The sequence below is a fragment of the Alteromonas sp. 4NH20-0104 genome (assembly GCF_057547795.1).
Genome location: NZ_BAAJLP010000009.1, coordinates 1 through 16817, shown reverse-complemented (window position 1 = coordinate 16817; position 16817 = coordinate 1). Strand labels below are relative to the sequence as shown.

At 50.8% G+C, this 16817-nt stretch carries 18 protein-coding genes; 12 read left to right on the top strand and 6 right to left on the bottom strand.

Annotated features, from left to right (window positions below; genetic code table 11):
- Window positions 1-26: 26 nt before the first annotated feature.
- The 6 genes from AC27IB_RS08295 to AC27IB_RS08270 all read left to right on the top strand — a co-directional run bounded on the left by AC27IB_RS08295 (window position 27) and on the right by AC27IB_RS08270 (window position 5420).
- Complete coding sequence (locus tag AC27IB_RS08295) at window positions 27-671, top strand: hypothetical protein (RefSeq protein ID WP_487120205.1); 645 nt, start codon at window positions 27-29, stop codon at window positions 669-671.
- Between the two features lie 60 nt (window positions 672-731).
- Entirely contained in the window at window positions 732-1847 is a 1116-nt protein-coding gene (locus AC27IB_RS08290) for a hypothetical protein (protein WP_296048992.1), read from the top strand.
- A gap of 43 nt (window positions 1848-1890) precedes the next feature.
- On the top strand, window positions 1891-2346 hold the full coding sequence (locus tag AC27IB_RS08285; RefSeq protein ID WP_296048994.1) for an Lrp/AsnC family transcriptional regulator: 456 nt from the start codon (window positions 1891-1893) through the stop codon (window positions 2344-2346).
- A gap of 122 nt (window positions 2347-2468) precedes the next feature.
- Window positions 2469-3089 carry a YitT family protein gene (locus AC27IB_RS08280; protein WP_296048996.1) on the top strand — a complete coding sequence of 207 codons (621 nt, stop codon included), beginning with the start codon at window positions 2469-2471 and terminating at the stop codon, window positions 3087-3089.
- Window positions 3090-3148: 59 nt separating this feature from the next.
- Complete coding sequence (locus AC27IB_RS08275) at window positions 3149-4339, top strand: amino acid aminotransferase (RefSeq protein ID WP_487120202.1); 1191 nt, start codon at window positions 3149-3151, stop codon at window positions 4337-4339.
- A gap of 136 nt (window positions 4340-4475) precedes the next feature.
- Window positions 4476-5420: a transposase gene (locus tag AC27IB_RS08270; RefSeq protein ID WP_487120200.1), complete on the top strand. Its 945-nt coding sequence runs from the start codon at window positions 4476-4478 to the stop codon at window positions 5418-5420.
- Between the two features lie 259 nt (window positions 5421-5679).
- Here AC27IB_RS08270 and AC27IB_RS08265 read toward each other — a convergent pair whose 3' ends face one another.
- On the bottom strand, window positions 5680-6102 hold the full coding sequence (locus tag AC27IB_RS08265; protein WP_487120198.1) for a copper resistance protein NlpE N-terminal domain-containing protein: 423 nt from the start codon (window positions 6100-6102) through the stop codon (window positions 5680-5682).
- A 160-nt stretch (window positions 6103-6262) separates the two neighbouring features.
- Here AC27IB_RS08265 and AC27IB_RS08260 point away from each other — a divergent pair, with 160 nt between their 5' ends.
- On the top strand, window positions 6263-7663 hold the full coding sequence (locus tag AC27IB_RS08260; protein ID WP_487120196.1) for an ethanolamine ammonia-lyase subunit EutB: 1401 nt from the start codon (window positions 6263-6265) through the stop codon (window positions 7661-7663).
- Window positions 7660-8487 carry an ethanolamine ammonia-lyase subunit EutC gene (gene eutC, locus AC27IB_RS08255; RefSeq protein WP_487120194.1) on the top strand — a complete coding sequence of 276 codons (828 nt, stop codon included), beginning with the start codon at window positions 7660-7662 and terminating at the stop codon, window positions 8485-8487. Before AC27IB_RS08260 ends, eutC begins: the two co-directional genes overlap by 4 nt.
- On the opposite strand, the gene AC27IB_RS08250 is transcribed toward eutC, so the two are convergent.
- Window positions 8470-9231, bottom strand: coding sequence for a hypothetical protein (locus tag AC27IB_RS08250; RefSeq protein ID WP_487120192.1), 762 nt, complete (start codon window positions 9229-9231; stop codon window positions 8470-8472). The genes eutC and AC27IB_RS08250 overlap by 18 nt on opposite strands.
- Window positions 9232-9364: 133 nt before the next feature.
- Between AC27IB_RS08250 and AC27IB_RS08245 the strand changes: the two genes are divergently transcribed.
- Together AC27IB_RS08245 and AC27IB_RS08240 are read left to right on the top strand one after the other, a co-directional pair.
- Window positions 9365-10501 (top strand): sensor histidine kinase, encoded by a 1137-nt coding sequence (locus tag AC27IB_RS08245; RefSeq protein WP_487120190.1) that lies wholly within the window; start codon window positions 9365-9367, stop codon window positions 10499-10501.
- A complete protein-coding gene (locus AC27IB_RS08240) occupies window positions 10498-11148 on the top strand; it encodes a response regulator (RefSeq protein WP_487120188.1) in 651 nt (216 codons plus the stop codon). Before AC27IB_RS08245 ends, AC27IB_RS08240 begins: the two co-directional genes overlap by 4 nt.
- Here the strand turns inward: AC27IB_RS08240 and AC27IB_RS08235 are convergent, their stop codons facing one another.
- A complete protein-coding gene (locus AC27IB_RS08235; RefSeq protein WP_296049399.1) occupies window positions 11149-12375 on the bottom strand; it encodes a threonine/serine exporter family protein in 1227 nt (408 codons plus the stop codon).
- Window positions 12376-12614: 239 nt separating this feature from the next.
- Here AC27IB_RS08235 and AC27IB_RS08230 point away from each other — a divergent pair, with 239 nt between their 5' ends.
- Together AC27IB_RS08230 and AC27IB_RS08225 are read left to right on the top strand one after the other, a co-directional pair.
- Complete coding sequence (locus AC27IB_RS08230; RefSeq protein WP_487120186.1) at window positions 12615-13091, top strand: DUF6491 family protein; 477 nt, start codon at window positions 12615-12617, stop codon at window positions 13089-13091.
- Between the two features lie 94 nt (window positions 13092-13185).
- Window positions 13186-13665 carry a DUF6491 family protein gene (locus AC27IB_RS08225; RefSeq protein ID WP_487120184.1) on the top strand — a complete coding sequence of 160 codons (480 nt, stop codon included), beginning with the start codon at window positions 13186-13188 and terminating at the stop codon, window positions 13663-13665.
- A gap of 44 nt (window positions 13666-13709) precedes the next feature.
- Here AC27IB_RS08225 and AC27IB_RS08220 read toward each other — a convergent pair whose 3' ends face one another.
- The 3 genes from AC27IB_RS08220 to AC27IB_RS08210 form a co-directional block, all read right to left on the bottom strand.
- Complete coding sequence (locus tag AC27IB_RS08220; protein WP_296049404.1) at window positions 13710-14231, bottom strand: DUF3237 domain-containing protein; 522 nt, start codon at window positions 14229-14231, stop codon at window positions 13710-13712.
- A gap of 145 nt (window positions 14232-14376) precedes the next feature.
- Window positions 14377-15486 (bottom strand): glycoside hydrolase family 88/105 protein, encoded by a 1110-nt coding sequence (locus AC27IB_RS08215; RefSeq protein ID WP_487120182.1) that lies wholly within the window; start codon window positions 15484-15486, stop codon window positions 14377-14379.
- 13 nt (window positions 15487-15499) lie between these two features.
- Window positions 15500-16817 (bottom strand): BNR repeat-containing protein (locus AC27IB_RS08210; RefSeq protein ID WP_487120180.1); only part of this gene is annotated, 1318 nt, incomplete at its 5' end.

Sequence of the window (16817 nt, the reverse complement as noted above, 5' to 3'; positions counted from 1 at the left end):
GGCGAATATGACATATTGAGGTCAGCATGTATTTTTCTGTAGAACATTCACTGGAACGACTTGCTGTCTTTGCGTCGTATTCTGACTGTGACGGTTGCGAAGACGCTGAACTCACCAGTCAGCTGATTGAAGGGCTATTGATGAGTGGCGTGCATGTGGAGTTACTGCTACTCAACACGCAAGACCACCACCCCCACCGTTTACCGGCGCACCCGCATTTATCGGTTAAAACCCTGCGAGCCAGCAGTGTGTGGTTGGCGGTACCCGAGTTAAAACGCTACATGCAAAGCCATCCCGGTGAAATTGTCCTGGCGGTGGACGATCAATTTATTCAGGCCGCCTCCATGGCCAATTTGCTGTCGGGCCTACGCGGCAATGTTGCCGGGTTGATGCATCACGCTAGCTGGAGTAAGTCGAGCCCGGGCGGAGGTCTGCGGCTACGCGCTGGCCTTATGCGTGTGCTTTATGGCTATACGTCTGGTGTGATCACAGAATCGGCGGATACCGGCAAAACGCTTGAACTGATGTGCCGTTTGCCCAAAGCCAGAATTAAAATGCTTGCCCAACCCTGTCGGCAGGATGTGGCGATTAGCGGTTGTATTGAACTGCTTACTGAATGGCAGTGCTGTGGCGTGTGCAGCGTCAATTCCGGCCGTTACTTAAGTGCTTAACCTCTCCCGTTATTTCTGGCAGACTGGCTAACAGGCCTTAATTAATCCAGAAGTGAGTAGATGGAACGACCGCTGTTAAAACATATTCGCAACCATGAAGCGTTGTTTTTGGAAATTGCCCGCTTGCGAGACCTTGCCATCGAGCAGTCAGGTCTTGGCAATTATGAATTCAGCAAAACCCCCAAGTTTATCAGCGAAACCGGTGAACGATTTACCATCGAACCCGAGCGCAGCATTATTTTGCCTGACTACCAGTTGTTCAAAGGATTAAAGCACGCCTTAACCGAGCGCGTTCCGGGTTTGACCCTGGTTGAGCAAAGTGATTGTGGTTACCGTTACCCCACAGCCGCACTGGCGGGATTGGATGCGCCCTTTATTAAGCGCTTACGCTCGGAGTATTTTCATCGGGTGGATGAAGACCGCAGTATTTGTCGCCCGGTTAACCTTTCCTATGGCATCAAAAGCCGGGGTAAAGCCGACAACCGTCTGGAATACGAGGTCTGGGTACCGGAAAGCCAGTTAGAGGCCGATCCTATGCCGCTGCTGGTGGAAAAGTACGGTGAAGATCTGCCCCATGAAGTGCGCCATTTCGCCCAGCAAAAGCCGATGATTTACGGCTGGATGGGCGTAAAACGGGCAGCCTTTGAAGCGCTCTACCGAAACCCTGCGGTGATGGGTGACCTGGTGATTTGTATTGGCCTGTCGGTAGATGCATACAACATTGGCGCTCGGCCGGACCTGTCGTTTTCGCCTGAGGTGGAAAGCTCCATAGCGGCCAGTAATGCCGAATTTGAGTGGGAAGTCATGGGTTACTATGCACCAGGCGATGCACACTATACTCACGATGAATTATGGGCGGCGATTAATCATTCGCTGGAAGCTATTGGAGAACCCATTAGCGAACTTTACGCCAATGACATTATGCCGATTATGGAAAGCAAAACGGAGCGCATTCTGAGCACGGTTTATGGGCAGGGCATTACTACCGATGAAATTCGCGAGCTGAATTTGCGCCCGCAGGAATTTCTGCAAACCAGTAGTGAACGCCGGGTTAAACCGCAGGATCCTAATCGCAAGGTTAATTTTCTGGGCCGTCTGAATCGCTTGTTCTATCAGCCTGAGCATCAACTGCCAGCGATTGAATCATTGCATGATCTCATTGCACATTCGCGCTAAGCTTGCACAATAAATTCATACTGCAAGGAAATTTGCACACATCATGCATGATATTGATGATTACGATAAACAGATCCTAAAGCTCCTGCGCCAGAACGGCCGCCTGACCAATCAGGAGTTGGGCGAGTTGGTGGGCCTGTCTGCCTCGCAAATCTCACGCCGCCGTATTCATTTGGAGCAGCAGAAGTACATTATTGGATACAGCGCGCGGATCTCGCCTGCGGCGTTGAATCTGGATATTTCTTCGGTACTGGAAATTACCCTGGCTGAAGCCTCACCTGAGGCCGTTAGCGCTTTTTATGAACTGGTGCAACACACCCCGGCTATTCTGGACATGTATAAAACTACCGGCAACGCCGACTTTATTCTGAAAGTGGCGGTGGCTGAGCTGAGTGACTTATCGGCGCTGATCAGCGACTTAGCTGCACACAAAACGGTGGGGCATATCCGCACCGCGGTGGTGCTGGAACGCCTTAAAGAAGATGGCGTTTGGTTGTGATGCCGCAAAAATAACTATTTAACGCACAGATTGCGCAAAATAGTTAAAATATGTGCACAGTATGATTTTTAATGTGCTATATTTCTCACGGTTTAATTTTTAGTCACTCCGTGGGTATAGTCATGAGCGAAGCAGCAATCAGTCAGCCGAAGTCGATTCGGCACAGTTGGGTAGAAGATGTTCTGGCTTTGGTCACCGGTACCATTTTAGTCTCTTTCGGGGCTATTTTACTGCGTGAGGTTGGCGCGCTAACCGGCAGTACCGCAGGGATGGCGTTTTTGATTGATTACCTGTCGCCGATGACCTTTGGCGTAGCCTTCTTTTTAGTGAATATTCCGTTTTATATTCTGGCGCTAAAGAAAATGGGCGTGGTCTTTACGCTTAAGACTTTTGCTACCGTGTCGCTGGTGTCGCTGTTTACCCATATTCATCCGGCGTTTATTCAGTTTGGTGAGCTGGATTTATTTTACTCAACCCTGTTTGGCAATCTGCTCATGGGCACCGGCTTTGTGGTATTGTTCCGCCATGGTGCCAGCCTGGGTGGCGTAACCATTCTGGCGCTCTACATTCAGGATAAAACCGGCTTCCGTGCCGGGTACCTGCAAATGGGGGTAGATGTGCTGGTGGTGTGTGCGGCCTTTTTTGTAGTGAGCATTCCGGCACTGATCGCTTCTGTATTGGGCGCAGTGGTGCTGAATATTCTGATTGCATTTAACCACCGTAAAGACCGTTATTTAGCTTAAACTGGCCAATAGATTAATAAAAAGCTGCTCCCAAGAGACAGTCACTCTAAGGAATTATTATGTTTGAACATGTTGATGCCTATGCCGGCGACCCGATTTTCTCGCTGGTTGAACAATTCATGAAAGATCCCCGTGAGGACAAAGTGAATCTCACCATCGGGTTTTATTTTGATGAAGACGGCAAAGTGCCAAACTTTAGCAGTGTTGATAAGGCCAAAGTCTGGGCAGCAGATAACCCACCGGCATCGCCCGTTTACCTGCCGATGGACGGCTTACCGGACTATCGCGTAGCAGTAAAATCGCTGGCCTTTGGTGATGCACTACCATTAGTGGACAGTCACTTAGCCTCAACCCAGAGCCTGGGCGGTTCAGGCGCGCTGAAAGTAGGCGCTGATTTACTCAAGCGCTATTTTCCCGACTCAGAGCTATGGGTGAGTGACCCGACCTGGGAAAACCATCACTCTATCTTTAAAGGCGCGGGCGTGAAGGTAAATACCTATCGCTATTACAACCCGCAAACCAAAATGCTCGATTTCAGCGGAATGCTGGAAGATTTAAATCAATTGCCGGAAAAAGCCATTGTACTGCTACACCCGTGCTGCCATAACCCAACGGGTATCGACTTAACCAACGAGCAGTGGCAACAGGTTGTGGACGTGGTTAAACAACGTAACCTGCTGGCCTTTTTCGATATGGCTTATCAGGGTTTTGGGTTTGGTTTAAACGAAGATACTCAGGCTATTAAACTGATGGCGGAGTCAGGTCAGCCGTTCTTGTTAGCTCAGTCATTCTCGAAAATCTTCTCACTTTACAGTGAGCGTGTAGGGGCGTTGTATGTGGTGTGTGAATCACCGGAAACCGCCGAAACTATTCAGGGCCAGCTTAAGTTTACCGTGCGGACTAACTACTCTACGCCACCGTCGTTCGGCGCGCGCCTGGTTAACCACGTCCTGGCGAGCGATGCATTGACCGATGAATGGAAAACCGAGCTGGAAGCCATGCGCGAGCGCATGTACTCCATGCGTCAGCAACTTGTAGCCAAGCTTGGCGAGCTGCGCCCGGATGTGGATTTCAGCTATCTTGCCGCGCAGGTGGGAATGTTCAGTTACACCGGCTTCAGTCCGGAGCAAATTAAACGCCTGAAAGACGATTTTGGCGTTTATCTGATTGCCAGCGGCCGCATGTGTGTAGCCGGCCTGAACACCCGCAATATCGACGCCACCGCAAAGGCGTTTGCTGCAGTTTGCTAAAAAGCAACAGGGCTTTGCTATAACGTAAAGCCCCATTTTTACATATAGACAGTCACTCGCTAGACTCAGGTCCAGTTGGATTTTTTCTTAATGTCAGCACAATGAACACACTACTTTTCTAGATAAGTGAAACATTGTGCCCAGACCTCGTAAAAGTCTTATCAACCTGTCAGATACCCCTTACTACCATTGCGTTTCCCGCTGTGTTCGACGAGCGTATTTATGTGGTGAAGATAATCAGACAGGCAAAAGCTACGAGCATCGCCGGCAATGGGTAGAAGACAGGTTACTGTTTTTAGCAGAGGTGTTTTGTGTTGATGTGTGCGCCTATGCGGTGATGAGCAACCACACCCATGTGGTCTTACGCATCAATAAACAAAAAGCCGATTCGTTAAGTGTTAAAGATATCATCAGGCGGTGGCATCGGCTTTACAAAGGCATGCTGTTGTCTCAACGCTATATTGACGACGCAGAATCGACTACGTTGTCTAAAGCAGAAGTTGAAACGGTAAATAACCTGGCTGAAGTTTACCGTAAACGACTGTACGATATCAGCTGGTTTATGCGGTTGCTGAATGAATACATCGCTCGTCGAGCCAATAAAGAAGATGAATGTACAGGTCATTTCTGGGAGGGGCGGTTTAAGTTACAGGCGCTCCTGGATGAAGCATCTTTAGCTGCTTGTATGGCGTATGTTGACTTAAATCCAGTACGTGCCTGTTTGGCTAATACCCCTGAAGAATCCAACCACACAAGTATTCAAAAACGCATCAATGCGGCCAAATCCAATCGGCAACCTGCTCAATTACTTCCGTTTGTAGGGAACCCATGTAACACAATGCCTGACGGTTTGCCTTTTAAACTACAGGACTATATTGAACTGGTGGAACTGTCAGGTCGCCATTTACAACCCAACAAGAAAGGTAAAATCGATGATTCAGCTTCACCCATTCTGACCCGGGTTGGACTCGCGAACAATGATTGGAACGAGATGGTAACCGGCATCGAGACGACATTTAAATCATCGATAAGCTTTGAAAAATTTATCAGGCAACGCCGGAAATATGCAGACTGCGCTTAGAGCTTTCTGGCCTATTTAGTTAAACTTAATTAATTCATCAACATCATTTCATTCCATATCGCCAGACATTTAGCGAAAAGTGACTGGCGGACATTCAACGCCCTCTACGCATTTGAAAGACCAAATACTTTAGTTTCCCCCTCTGAAACATAAAAAAACGCAGAAACAACTGCCTGATTCATAGAGCTGAAGCTACATAGCCTTGAGTATTTAAAGAGTGCCTGTCCATGTCAAAAAGCCCTCCTTGTCAAAAAAGCTATTAGCGCTGGTAAGCGGTAATCACTTTCCCCTTCGCGTTAAGCATCTCCATGGCGTTACCGTTTATCCGGTAACGGCGTTTTGTGTTGGCGCCATTGTCCCATTTAACCAGCAAAACATCGTCTTTAACGGTCCAAGTGCCTGTCCTAACCTCGCTATCTGAGTTGGTGGCTTGCTTATCCTTCAGCGCCTTTTCTACTGCTGCTTCCGGGCCCATATGCATCTGGCCGTTTTCTAAAAAAAGGTAGGTAAACCGGCTGTTAACCATTTTGCCGCCAATGGGGATGGGAATACTTTCACCGTACCAATAGCCAAATAAGGCAGAATCCAGATTGTTAGTCTGATGTTCGTCTGCGAGTGCCTGTCCGGTTAAGTTAAAGTTTAGGCAAGCTGCCAGCATTAGTACTGATAATAGATATTTCATTGTGACTTCCTGATCGTTGAATCCATGTGTTGAGTATTAATTAAACAGCAATTGCGCACGATGTGCTACCGGTCTGTAAAATTTTGCCGCCTGGTGGCAATTGCAAATGCAACGCCGCGCGGGCATGATGAATTTAAGCTTACTCACAGGGAGAGGTGCTATGGCAGGATATCGCTTTCAACTTGGTCACCTTAGCTACCAGTTTAAAGACCTTTCACAACTGATGGCAAAAGCCTCACCGCTGCGCTCCGGCGACCAACTGGCCGGTGTGGCTGCAGCTACGGCAGAGGAGCGCGTGGTAGCGCAAATGGCCCTTGCCGAACTTCCCCTGAGCACCTTTTTAAACGAAACCGTTATCCCCTACGAACAAGATGAAGTCACCCGACTGATCATCGATACCCATGACAGCGAAGCGTTTGCCCCGGTGGCCAGTTTAACCGTGGGTGAGTTACGCAACTGGCTATTGCTTGAGTCCACCGATGCCACTGTGTTGCAGGATGTGTGTCTGGGCCTGACCCCGGAGATGGTAGCCGCGGTGAGCAAAATTATGCGTAATCAGGATCTGATCCTGGTGGCCAGAAAATGCGAGGTGATCACCGCGTTTCGCAACACCATTGGCGTGCCCGGCCACTTTTCTACCCGCTTACAACCGAATCACCCCACTGATGACTTAAACGGTATCGCGGCATCCATCTTTGATGGCCTGATGTACGGCAGTGGTGATGCAGTGATTGGCATTAACCCGGCAACCGACAATGTGGCGCAAACCATAAAACTGCTCAACATGCTCGATGAACTGATCAATAAGTACGACATTCCCACCCAGTCCTGCGTGCTGACCCATGTTACCAACACCATTGAAGCCATCGAGCGCGGCGCGCCGGTCGATTTAGTGTTTCAGTCTATCGGCGGCACCGAAGTGACTAATAGTAGTTTTGGCGTCTCTCTGGCAATTCTGCAGGAAGCCCGCGAAGCTGCGTTATCACTTAAGCGGGGGACGGTAGGCGACAATGTAATGTATTTTGAAACCGGCCAGGGCAGCGCGTTATCGGCCAATGGTCATCACGGGGTCGACCAGCAAACCTGCGAGGCCCGGGCTTATGGCCTGGCCAGAGTACTCGACCCGCTGCTTATCAATACCGTGGTGGGCTTTATCGGGCCAGAATACCTGTTTGATGGCAAACAGATTATTCGGGCAGGTTTAGAGGACCACTTTTGTGGCAAGCTGTTAGGTTTACCCATGGGCTGTGATATCTGCTACACCAACCATGCCCAGGCCGACCAGAATGACATGGATAACCTGCTCACCTTACTTGCCAGCGCCCATTGCCAGTTTATTATGGGTATCCCGGGCTCCGACGATATCATGCTGAACTACCAGACCACCTCGTTTCATGACGCACTGTATATTCGCCAGCTTTTCGGCGCGCGCCCGGCGCCGGAATTTGATGCCTGGCTGAAACAGCAGAAGATCTTCACCGACAGCGGCAATCAGCTATTGGCCGATAAATTACCGGGTCGGTTTGCCGCGACGCTGCCATATAACGGAGGTAAGTCATGAGTGATCAGGAGCAGCATCTGCACACCGATACCTGGCAACAGTTACGCGAGCTAACCGCAGCACGTATCGGGCTTGGCCGGGCCGGGACCAGCCTGCCCACCAGTGAATTACTTAAATTTCAGCTCGCGCATGCCCAGGCCATTGATGCGGTACACAGCCCGTTAAACGGTGAACTCTTAAGTGAGCAACTGGCAGCGCTGAGCTATCAGCAACAACCCTTAATACTTCAAAGCGTGAAAAGCGAGGCGGAGGACCGCCTGGTGTATTTACAGCGTCCTGATCTAGGCCGAAAGCTAAGTGAAGCAAGTACTTACTCTTTGCAGGGGCTCCGTGAAAAAGAATCATTCGATCTGGCTATTGTGATTGCCGATGGGCTCTCCGCCACTGCGGTAATGCAGCAAAGCGTACCGTTTTTAACGGCTTTACTGGCTCAGCTGGAAACCAGCCAGCCAGGATGGACCCTGGCACCAGTTACGGTGGTTGAACAGGGCAGGGTCGCCATCGGTGACGATATTGCCCAGGCGCTCAATGCGCAAATGGTGGTGGTGCTGATAGGTGAGCGGCCGGGCTTAAGTTCGCCGGACAGTCTGGGAGTTTATCTTACCTGGCAGCCAAAGCGGGGTTGTGATGATGCCAAACGCAATTGCATTTCAAACGTGAGGCCAGAGGGGCTGGCCCCGGCAAAAGCCGCCACACGTTGTTTGTATTTAATGGAAAACGCCCGGGCTAAACAGCTGACGGGCGTGGGCTTGAAAGACCGCTCCGAGGATAATGTGCTCACTGATAAGTCGGAGCAAGGCGTTTTTTTACTGCGCGGTACCTGACTGCGCCGGCAGTGGCGGGATTTTTACCTGAGGTTTGCTGTTTCCGCGGTATTTACGGGCCAGTAATACCACGGCGATATTGCCAATTACGCCGGGCAAAATCCAAAAAGCATACTGCCAGGCACCAATATCACTAAACAGCGTGCGCCCGCCAAAGGCAAAGAAGGCAGTATAAGCGCCAATGCCGGTACCTAAGTAGCCGGAAAGGTGTTCTACCAGCCAGGCTTTTGGCTCGACTTCTTTAGCAAAAATAAAACGTAGCTGACCCCAGGCAATCATCAGGCCGAGCGGCGCAAACACCATCATTAATACTTGCTCGTACCTAATCCCCATGTAGCCTGAACCTATGCTGGTGAAAACCAGTAAAACAGCTGGTGCAACACGAGCCGGAGTGCGCAGCGAGTCGCGGTTATTCTTAGCTTCAAGAGCCCATTGCCCACCCATTACGGAGGTATACATTACCAGTCCGAGGTGAACTAAAAAGGCACCAAATCGCTGAAAATAAGGGATCGCCCTGGGGTTATCCAGCAGCTCAGGATGACCCATGGTAGGCACGAAAATCCAGAACAGCGCCAGTATGACCCCGCTTATCACCGAGGTCAGCATAGTGCGACGAAAGTACACGCCAAACCGGCGGTGGTTAAAGCCGCCTTTGCGACCAAAAATGGGGATCCAGAATAACAGGAGCCCTAAACCCCCGGTAAATATATGTAAGTACAGTAAGCCTTGTTGAACATAGTGCATAACGAAATCTCCTTAACCTTGTGTTAAGCAGACTACCGTTACAGCTTGGTTGGCCGTAGTGGCAAAAGTCACAATCGAAAAGATGACTTTTGGCCTATTCCAATTGTCCGGCGATTCGCCAATACTGGCAGTTATGAAAAAATACTTCCCAAAAATTGAAGCTGAGCTGCTGGCGGCAATCATCACAATCGCCGTAGTGGCGGTGGCAAATGTCTGGCTAATGAGCGGGTCCAGTCGTCTTGGGCCGGTAAACCTATTCGCTACGCTGGCGATATTTGTGCTGTTTGCCCTGACATTCCTGTTTGTCACCCGCGATGAGCCCTACCGCCACGATACTTCGGTCAGAGTTATTCTGCTGGTTATTGAGTACTTTTTGGTACTGGGATCATTCGTGACCAGCCCGTTTGAGTTCAATGCCATTTTACTGGTTATCTGGTCCGGGCAATTACCGTACTTTATACCTTATCGACGAACGCTGTGGTTATCGCCTTTATGGTCGGCAATCCCGTGGATTGTGTTTGCTCAGGTGTGGGAGCAAACCAATGGACTGTGGTTAACCGCAACCCTGTTCTGGACCTTCAATTTATTCTCACTAATGATGATGGAAAGCCGTAAGCAGGCTGAGATAGCCCAGGAGCAGGCCGAGCAGGTAAACCGCGAGCTAAGGGCTCTGCAGGATCTGATGCAGCAGGCCAGTCGAAAGGATGAGCGTACCCGAATCGCCCGTGACATTCACGATCTGGTTGGCCATCACCTTACCGCGCTTTCGTTACATCTGCAGGTGGCCTCACGCACCGTTGCTCCAGAGCAGCGCCCGCCTATTGACCAGTGCTTAAGCATTGCCAGACTGCTACTGTCTGATGTGCGGGAAGCGGTGTCGGATATGCGCGAGTTCGGCTCGCTGGATTTGCAGCAGGCGCTGAACGAACTGATTGCTCCTTTGCAGGATAAGATATCGGTGACCATTGATTGTAAGGGTGATTTAAGTGAACTAAGTTTGTTGCAGGCCACCACGATACTACGATGTGTGCAGGAAAGCCTGACCAACAGCATACGCCATGGTAAAGCCAGTGAGTTGCACATTGATATCACTCGCAGGGCAAAGCAATTGGTTACTGAAATTACTGACAACGGCACCGCCGGTGAGTTTCAGCCAGGTAACGGCTTAACTGGTATTAAGGAGCGTGTTGCCGAACTCAACGGCAGTGCTGAGTTCAATGCAAGCCCCCGGGGCTTTCATACCCTGTTGATGATACCGGAGCCCGGATGATTCGCGTATTAGTTGTAGACGATCAGCAGTTATTGCGGCAAGGCCTGTGTAGCCTGCTCTCGCTATCCGATAAAGTGGAAGTGGTGGGGCAGGCCAACGATGGTGTTGACGCCCACGAGTGGCTGCAAGCCAACGCCGGCAAGGCGGACGTGATGCTGCTGGATATTCGCATGCCACGCATGACCGGCATCGAACTCCTAAACGCTTTAAAACAGGATGGGGCCTTGTTGCCCACCATTATGCTCACCACCTTTGACGACCACGAGAGTTTAATGGGCGCACTCAGCGCCGGTGCCAAAGGCTACCTGCTAAAAGACGTGTCGCTGGAAACCCTGGTTGACGGTATAGAGGCGGTGCATAACGGCGAGTCGCTGATTCAGCCGGCCATTACCAATACCCTTATCAACAGTCTGCAGGGCTTAAATACCACGCCCGACGGCCCGGCACCGATTGAACCGCTGTCGGCCAAGGAAAAGGAAATCCTGCGGTTAATGGCCTCCGGGTGCAGCAATAAAGAAATCGCCGGGGCGCTGTTTAAGTCGGAAGGCACGGTGAAAAATCAGGTGTCGACGATACTAGCCAAGCTAGATGCCCGCGATCGCACCCGCGCAGTGCTGCGCGCCGTTGAACTGGGCATAATTGGTTAATCAGAGCGCTTTTTTAGTGGGGAACACCACATTAGCAAAAATGAGTCCGGCAACCAGCGACATAAAAATCAGAAACACGTCCTGGCCAATGTGCTCGGCATTCACAAAATCCTGACCCGAGACGAACGAATTCAGCCCGATATAGGTTTTAGAGCCCGGTACCAGCACAATCAGGCCGTGCATGGCCACAATAGTCGCAGGTTGATTGGCAATGCGGGTAAAGGCGTTGGCAAAAATCCCCAGTGTAAATGCTCCCACAAAGCTACCGACATTCTGCGGCAGGAAATCCGAGCTTAGCGCTGTGGCGCTATAGCCAATTAGCGCGGCGGCCAGTGCCCAGGGAATATGTTTCGCCCGGGTGCGAAAGATAGCCACCAGGCCAAACCCCAGCAATACCACGGCTAGCCAGGTCGACCAATAGGGCAGGGATTCAGCCGGTGCATAGGTATTTTCGCCAAATAAACTAAAACCGGTCGCTACACCCAGAAATGCACCAAAATACAGTTTAAACAGCTGCATCATGGCATCCATGATACGCGCTGTGCCCGACACCATATTGCGCGAAGAGAGCTCGGCAAGCCCCATGGTCAGCGCCAGCCCCGGTACAAAAATAATTACTGATGATAGGATGATAATGGGAATGTTAATGCCGGGGTCGAAAAAGCGGCTCGCCACGCAGGCCAGAAACGCGACCACATAAGCAATAACGGGCTCTAGCATAAGCGCTACACGCTTGGAACGCTCCGACCAAAGTACCCAGAAATACACCACAAAGCCAAACAGTCCGGACCAGAAAATTTCCGATAAGCTCGCGCCCATTAGCATGCCGAAGGCGCCAGTGGAAAGGCCAAATGAACAGCCGGTAATAAGTTTACCGTACGGGCTCGGCATGGCTTCTATTTCGGTTAAGCGCTGGTCGGCTTCCTGCAGGGTTACCTGGCCGGATAGCAGCAGATTGGCCAGCTCATCAGTAAGCGACAAAGAGTTTAAATCCAGTTCGCCGGGCTCAAGGCGTGCGTTATGACTGTATTCTTCTTCGTGACGGTCACTCCAGATCACCACCGATAACGACGTTGGCGTAGAGATAAACGAAGCATACACCCCCAGATAGCGGGCGACCTCGGTTAAATAGGCTTCCAGGCGAAACGCAGGTGTGCCGTATTTGTGCAGCATTTTACCCAGTTTTAGAATAAACCGGCGTATTTGAATAAACTCTCTGGTGTCCAATGGCTGTCTCTCTATCCGGTCTCTTTAAGTGTGGTGCGCTGGTGACTACCGCAATGTAATCAATAATAGCAGTATAAGCTGTTGGTTTCTAAGTAATCCTGGTTTACAAAGAGCATACGTTGTTCAGTTTCAATTCATACAACTGTGCTACGCTATAAATTAAAAATGAGTTGGTTAATGCGTGTAGCCTGCTTTGTTAAGGTGAAAAACTGTTTTTATTATTCAGCTATGGAGAAGCTATGAAAAAAGCATTAATGAGTTGTGCTGTGTTAGCCCTATTGGGCGGTTGTTCTGCTGTAGAGTCTGTTGATCACATGGCAATGGAGTCGATGGTCGAGCAATTTATTGCTGACCAGGCCCTCCAGAACGAAGCCAGTGTGAGTGCTTACAACATCGACAGTTATCGGTATATCAACAAAAATTACCTTACCATGAGGGCCTCACCGTCGCGGCATTTTCTGATAGAAGTGGCAACGACTGACCGATGCGATGAGTTGATGGAGGAGCAGAATCAGGCGTTGGCGCTGCGCCGGGAATTTGGCAACAGTTTACAGGCAGGGAGTGATTTTGTGTACATTGATGCGACTGTCCCTGTAAAGTGTTATATCTCGAAAATCTATCCGCTGGATTACGAGCAAGTTGTGTCGCTAAGGCACAAGGTCTACAGCGAGCGCGACGTTCAGGAACAGTTGCTAACTAATAAGGTAAAAAGTTAATACCAAGAGTTATGGTAGCCCGAACCTGGGAATTATTGCGCGGATTGTTTGTCATAACCTGGTGACTAACATTGTCAGGGGGAGAAAATGTAATATGAAACGATATTGGTTGTTAGCAATGTCTGTGCTTATATTGGCCGGGTGTGCAACACCGCGCTTAACCAACAGTGAAATGGTCACGCTGGTGGAGCAGTTTGTGGCCGATGAATCCCTTGAACGCGACCATACTATCAGTGCCTTTAGGCTGGACAGCTACACCGAACTCAGTGATGAGTATCTGATATTGCGCAGTTCACCAAGGCGTCATTATCTGGTGAAGCTGGTGCCCCGGTGTAATGAAATAGCCTTTGCGCCCGGTATATTGCTGCACCGCCGCTTTGGTAATTCCCTCAGCGAGGGCACCGACTTTATCTACACGCCTGATTCGCTGCCGTTTAAATGCTATATCAACAAAATTTACCCGCTAAGCAGAGAGCAACACGACCAGCTGCGCGAACAAATTAAAGCCGAAGTTAAAGAGCTTGAGCTAAAAGAACAGCAGCTTGAAGGCGAAGACGCGGCTGACAGCCAGTAAATACCTGATAAATACTACGGGGCGACGATTTATCGCCCCGAGACTTATTTGACCCGATAAAAATCCAACTCCACGCTGTCGGCATTACGCCGGCCGGTAGAAATGATCACACTCTTATTTAACCACGCATAAGGACTGTCTTCGCTGACTTCCAGCGTGGCAGCGGTGCGCATGTAATACTCCGAAGAGGGAACCGCCTCACCTTTTGCCAGCCTGGCCAGCACTTGTGGCGAGGCTGTACGAATGCCGGAGTTCTGAATGTAAATCACATAGCCATCATCGGTTTTTAAACTGTATTTTGCTACCAAATCGGCAGTGCCGTCAGCCCTGACGGTTTGCCAGTCTGCGCCGCCATCAAGCACAACACCCTGCATGTCGGGGCCTTTAAAGGTTCCCCCGTTAATGCCAATAATGCGGCGCTTGCCGTATGTGGTCTTGCCCAGTTCGTGGGGTTCATCCAGGGTAACGAAGGCTTTAAAGATAAATTCTAGTTCCGGTTTGGCCAGTTCGTCTGCCATGGTGGGAATGGCAGATAGCAGGGAAAGCAAAATTAGCAAAATACGCATAGCTGGCTACTCAAGGTTAATGTTAACTAAGTGTAAATTCAGTTTGATAGTAATGCTTCCTGGATAGGCTGACCAGAACACATTGAGTCATTTAGCCCTGGTGAGATATTTTGTCAGTTTCTGCATGATTGCCTGCCAGTTTTGGTCAATTTGCGGTGAGTTTGTAAAGCTCGCTGCCGGCAGCCAGAAAAGCACCGACGCCGTAAACTTCGGTTTTATCCGGCCAGGCTTCGCCCGGGCCTGCGCCTACCGGTTGCACGTAACCCAGCATACCGTCGTCGGTTATATGGCTGGTCAGGCTCTGCCAGCCAAGCTCGATGGCCGGTAGGTATGTGGCTTTATCGAGATAACCATTATTTACGCCCCAGGCTAAGCCGTAGGTGAAAAATGCGGTGCCTGAGGTTTCCGGAGTAGGGTAAAGCTCGGCCGCTTTTAAGCTCATGGCCCAGTGGCCCTTTGCTGTTTGTAAGGTAATCAGGTTAGCCGCCATGTCGCGGTAGAGCTTGCTGAAATAAGCCTTTTGCGGGCCTTCGGGTGATTCCTGCAAAATAAGCGTGAGGCCGCCGAATACCCAGCCGTTGCCTCGTGCCCAGAAAATCTTATGGCCCTGATCGCGTTTATCGATAAAGTGTTCGTCGCGATAGAACAGCTTTTCTTCTTTATCGTACAGGTGATTTACGGTGGCTACGTATTCGGCAAACATTTCATTTGTGAACCGGTCATTACCGGTAATGCTGGCAAGCTTTGCCCACACTGGCGGCGCCATAAACAGGGCATCACACCAGGTCCAGCGCTCGGTGTATTTATAGTGGTTTAAACGCATGGGCTGCTGACTGGGATTGTTCATGATCCACTCGGTGCGCTCAAGGACTTTGGCCAGCATATGCGGTTGCTGAAACTTATCGTAGAGCGACAGGTAGACTTGCCCCACAGCCTGATCGTCGGCGTGGTATTTGCCCGGCCCTAAATCCCAGTTGTTGTTGGCGGCCGCCTCCAGTAAGAATTGATAGTATTTGTCGGACGTAGCCATCTGCGCCCATTTTTCCATACCGATATACAGCGCGCCGTAAGTCCAGGCATTAAAGCGATTTTCCCATTCGTTTTCGCGTTCCATATCATCGTGAAAATGGGCGATTTGCCAGTCGGCAACCCGCTGCATCTGATTTACTATTTGGTCTGGTTCAGGCAGTTTAGCCCAGCCCGGCACGCTGACAATCAGTAACCACGTGGCGGCGAGAGTAGTGAGTAATTTCATAACGGTTCCTGGTTTATGGCTGCCAAACCAGCACGCCAATATGACTGGGGGCGGTGGCCAGGCTTTGGTGGTCGTTGCCATCGTTCTGGGCGACCGCTTGTAATAGCAAATGGGCTTGTTGCTGATCGTGCCAGGCGGCAATATCCAGGCTGGGCTCCCAGGCGCCTACTGCCTGATCTAGCAACACCTGAGAGTGCCAGGCGGGCTTTTTCAGGGGGCTGGAAAGCGCAATCACATTGCCGTGCTGATAGTCATCACGGTAAATCAAATGCACCTGGCGGGCGTGGCTGGTTGATTCTACCAGCAACACCGCGCGGGAAATCGGCGGGCGTTTAGTGCCATGGCCGCTCAGGGCAAAATTTTCAGCCACTTTGGGGGCTTTCATTTCGTGCCAATCCGGGCTGCCTTTACCCTGAGTATCATCACTAAATACCACGTGATAGCGGGGAGTATCCGTCGGCGTATCCGCCCAGTAACTGGCGATAAATGGCTGGCTTTGGGCATCGGCGGTCACAACCGGTGGGTTCATCAGCTTGTGCTGCTGCGGTACGGCTTTAACGACCTCACCGGTGGCCAGCGTAATCGGCAGCGTGTAAGGCTGGCCATTAAGACGTTGCCAGGTGGCGCCATTGTCGGTGGATTGGGCGTAGGACAAATCATGATTGGTGGCAACGTCCGGTGTTTCGCGCCAAATCCAGGCCAGATGCAACACGCCGTTTGCATCCACGGCCATATCCCAGTAGGCGCTGCGTTGGCCTTCGCCGTCGATCAATGAGTTATGCAGACGCTGCCATTGCTTGCTCTTGCCGTTGTATCGGTTAAGCACCAGATTACCGCGCCCGGAGCCGCCATCCCGGTAGGCAAACAGCAGGTCGCCGTTGGCCAGGGCGTAAAACTGCGGGTAGGTGACGCTGTGCTCCAGTGCTGCGGCCTCCGCACCGGGCTGGCTTAACATGCGGGCTTTGGCGAGCTGCAGGCTGCCCGGTGCAACCGATCTGGCGTATTTGAGCGGCGTATTGTGGTGGTCCCAGGCGATATGCAGGTAATCCTCGTCGTCCACCACCAGGCTGATGTGGTTATGGGCGTCGTTCACATTGCCACTGAAAGATGTTTCCACAATTTGCCACTGGTCACTGTTGACTGCCCGTTTAGCCACTACCAGTTTAGCGTTTGCGTTATAAAACGCTGCGTATTGCAAACCGTTGCGGGTATACAGAGTTTGCTTCACACCGGAGAGAACATTTACCGAACTGCCTGAAAAAGCATCCTGAGCAAGAGGGATTAGCCGTGCAGATAGCGGGTGGGCATTATCCGTTACCGGGGTACACGCA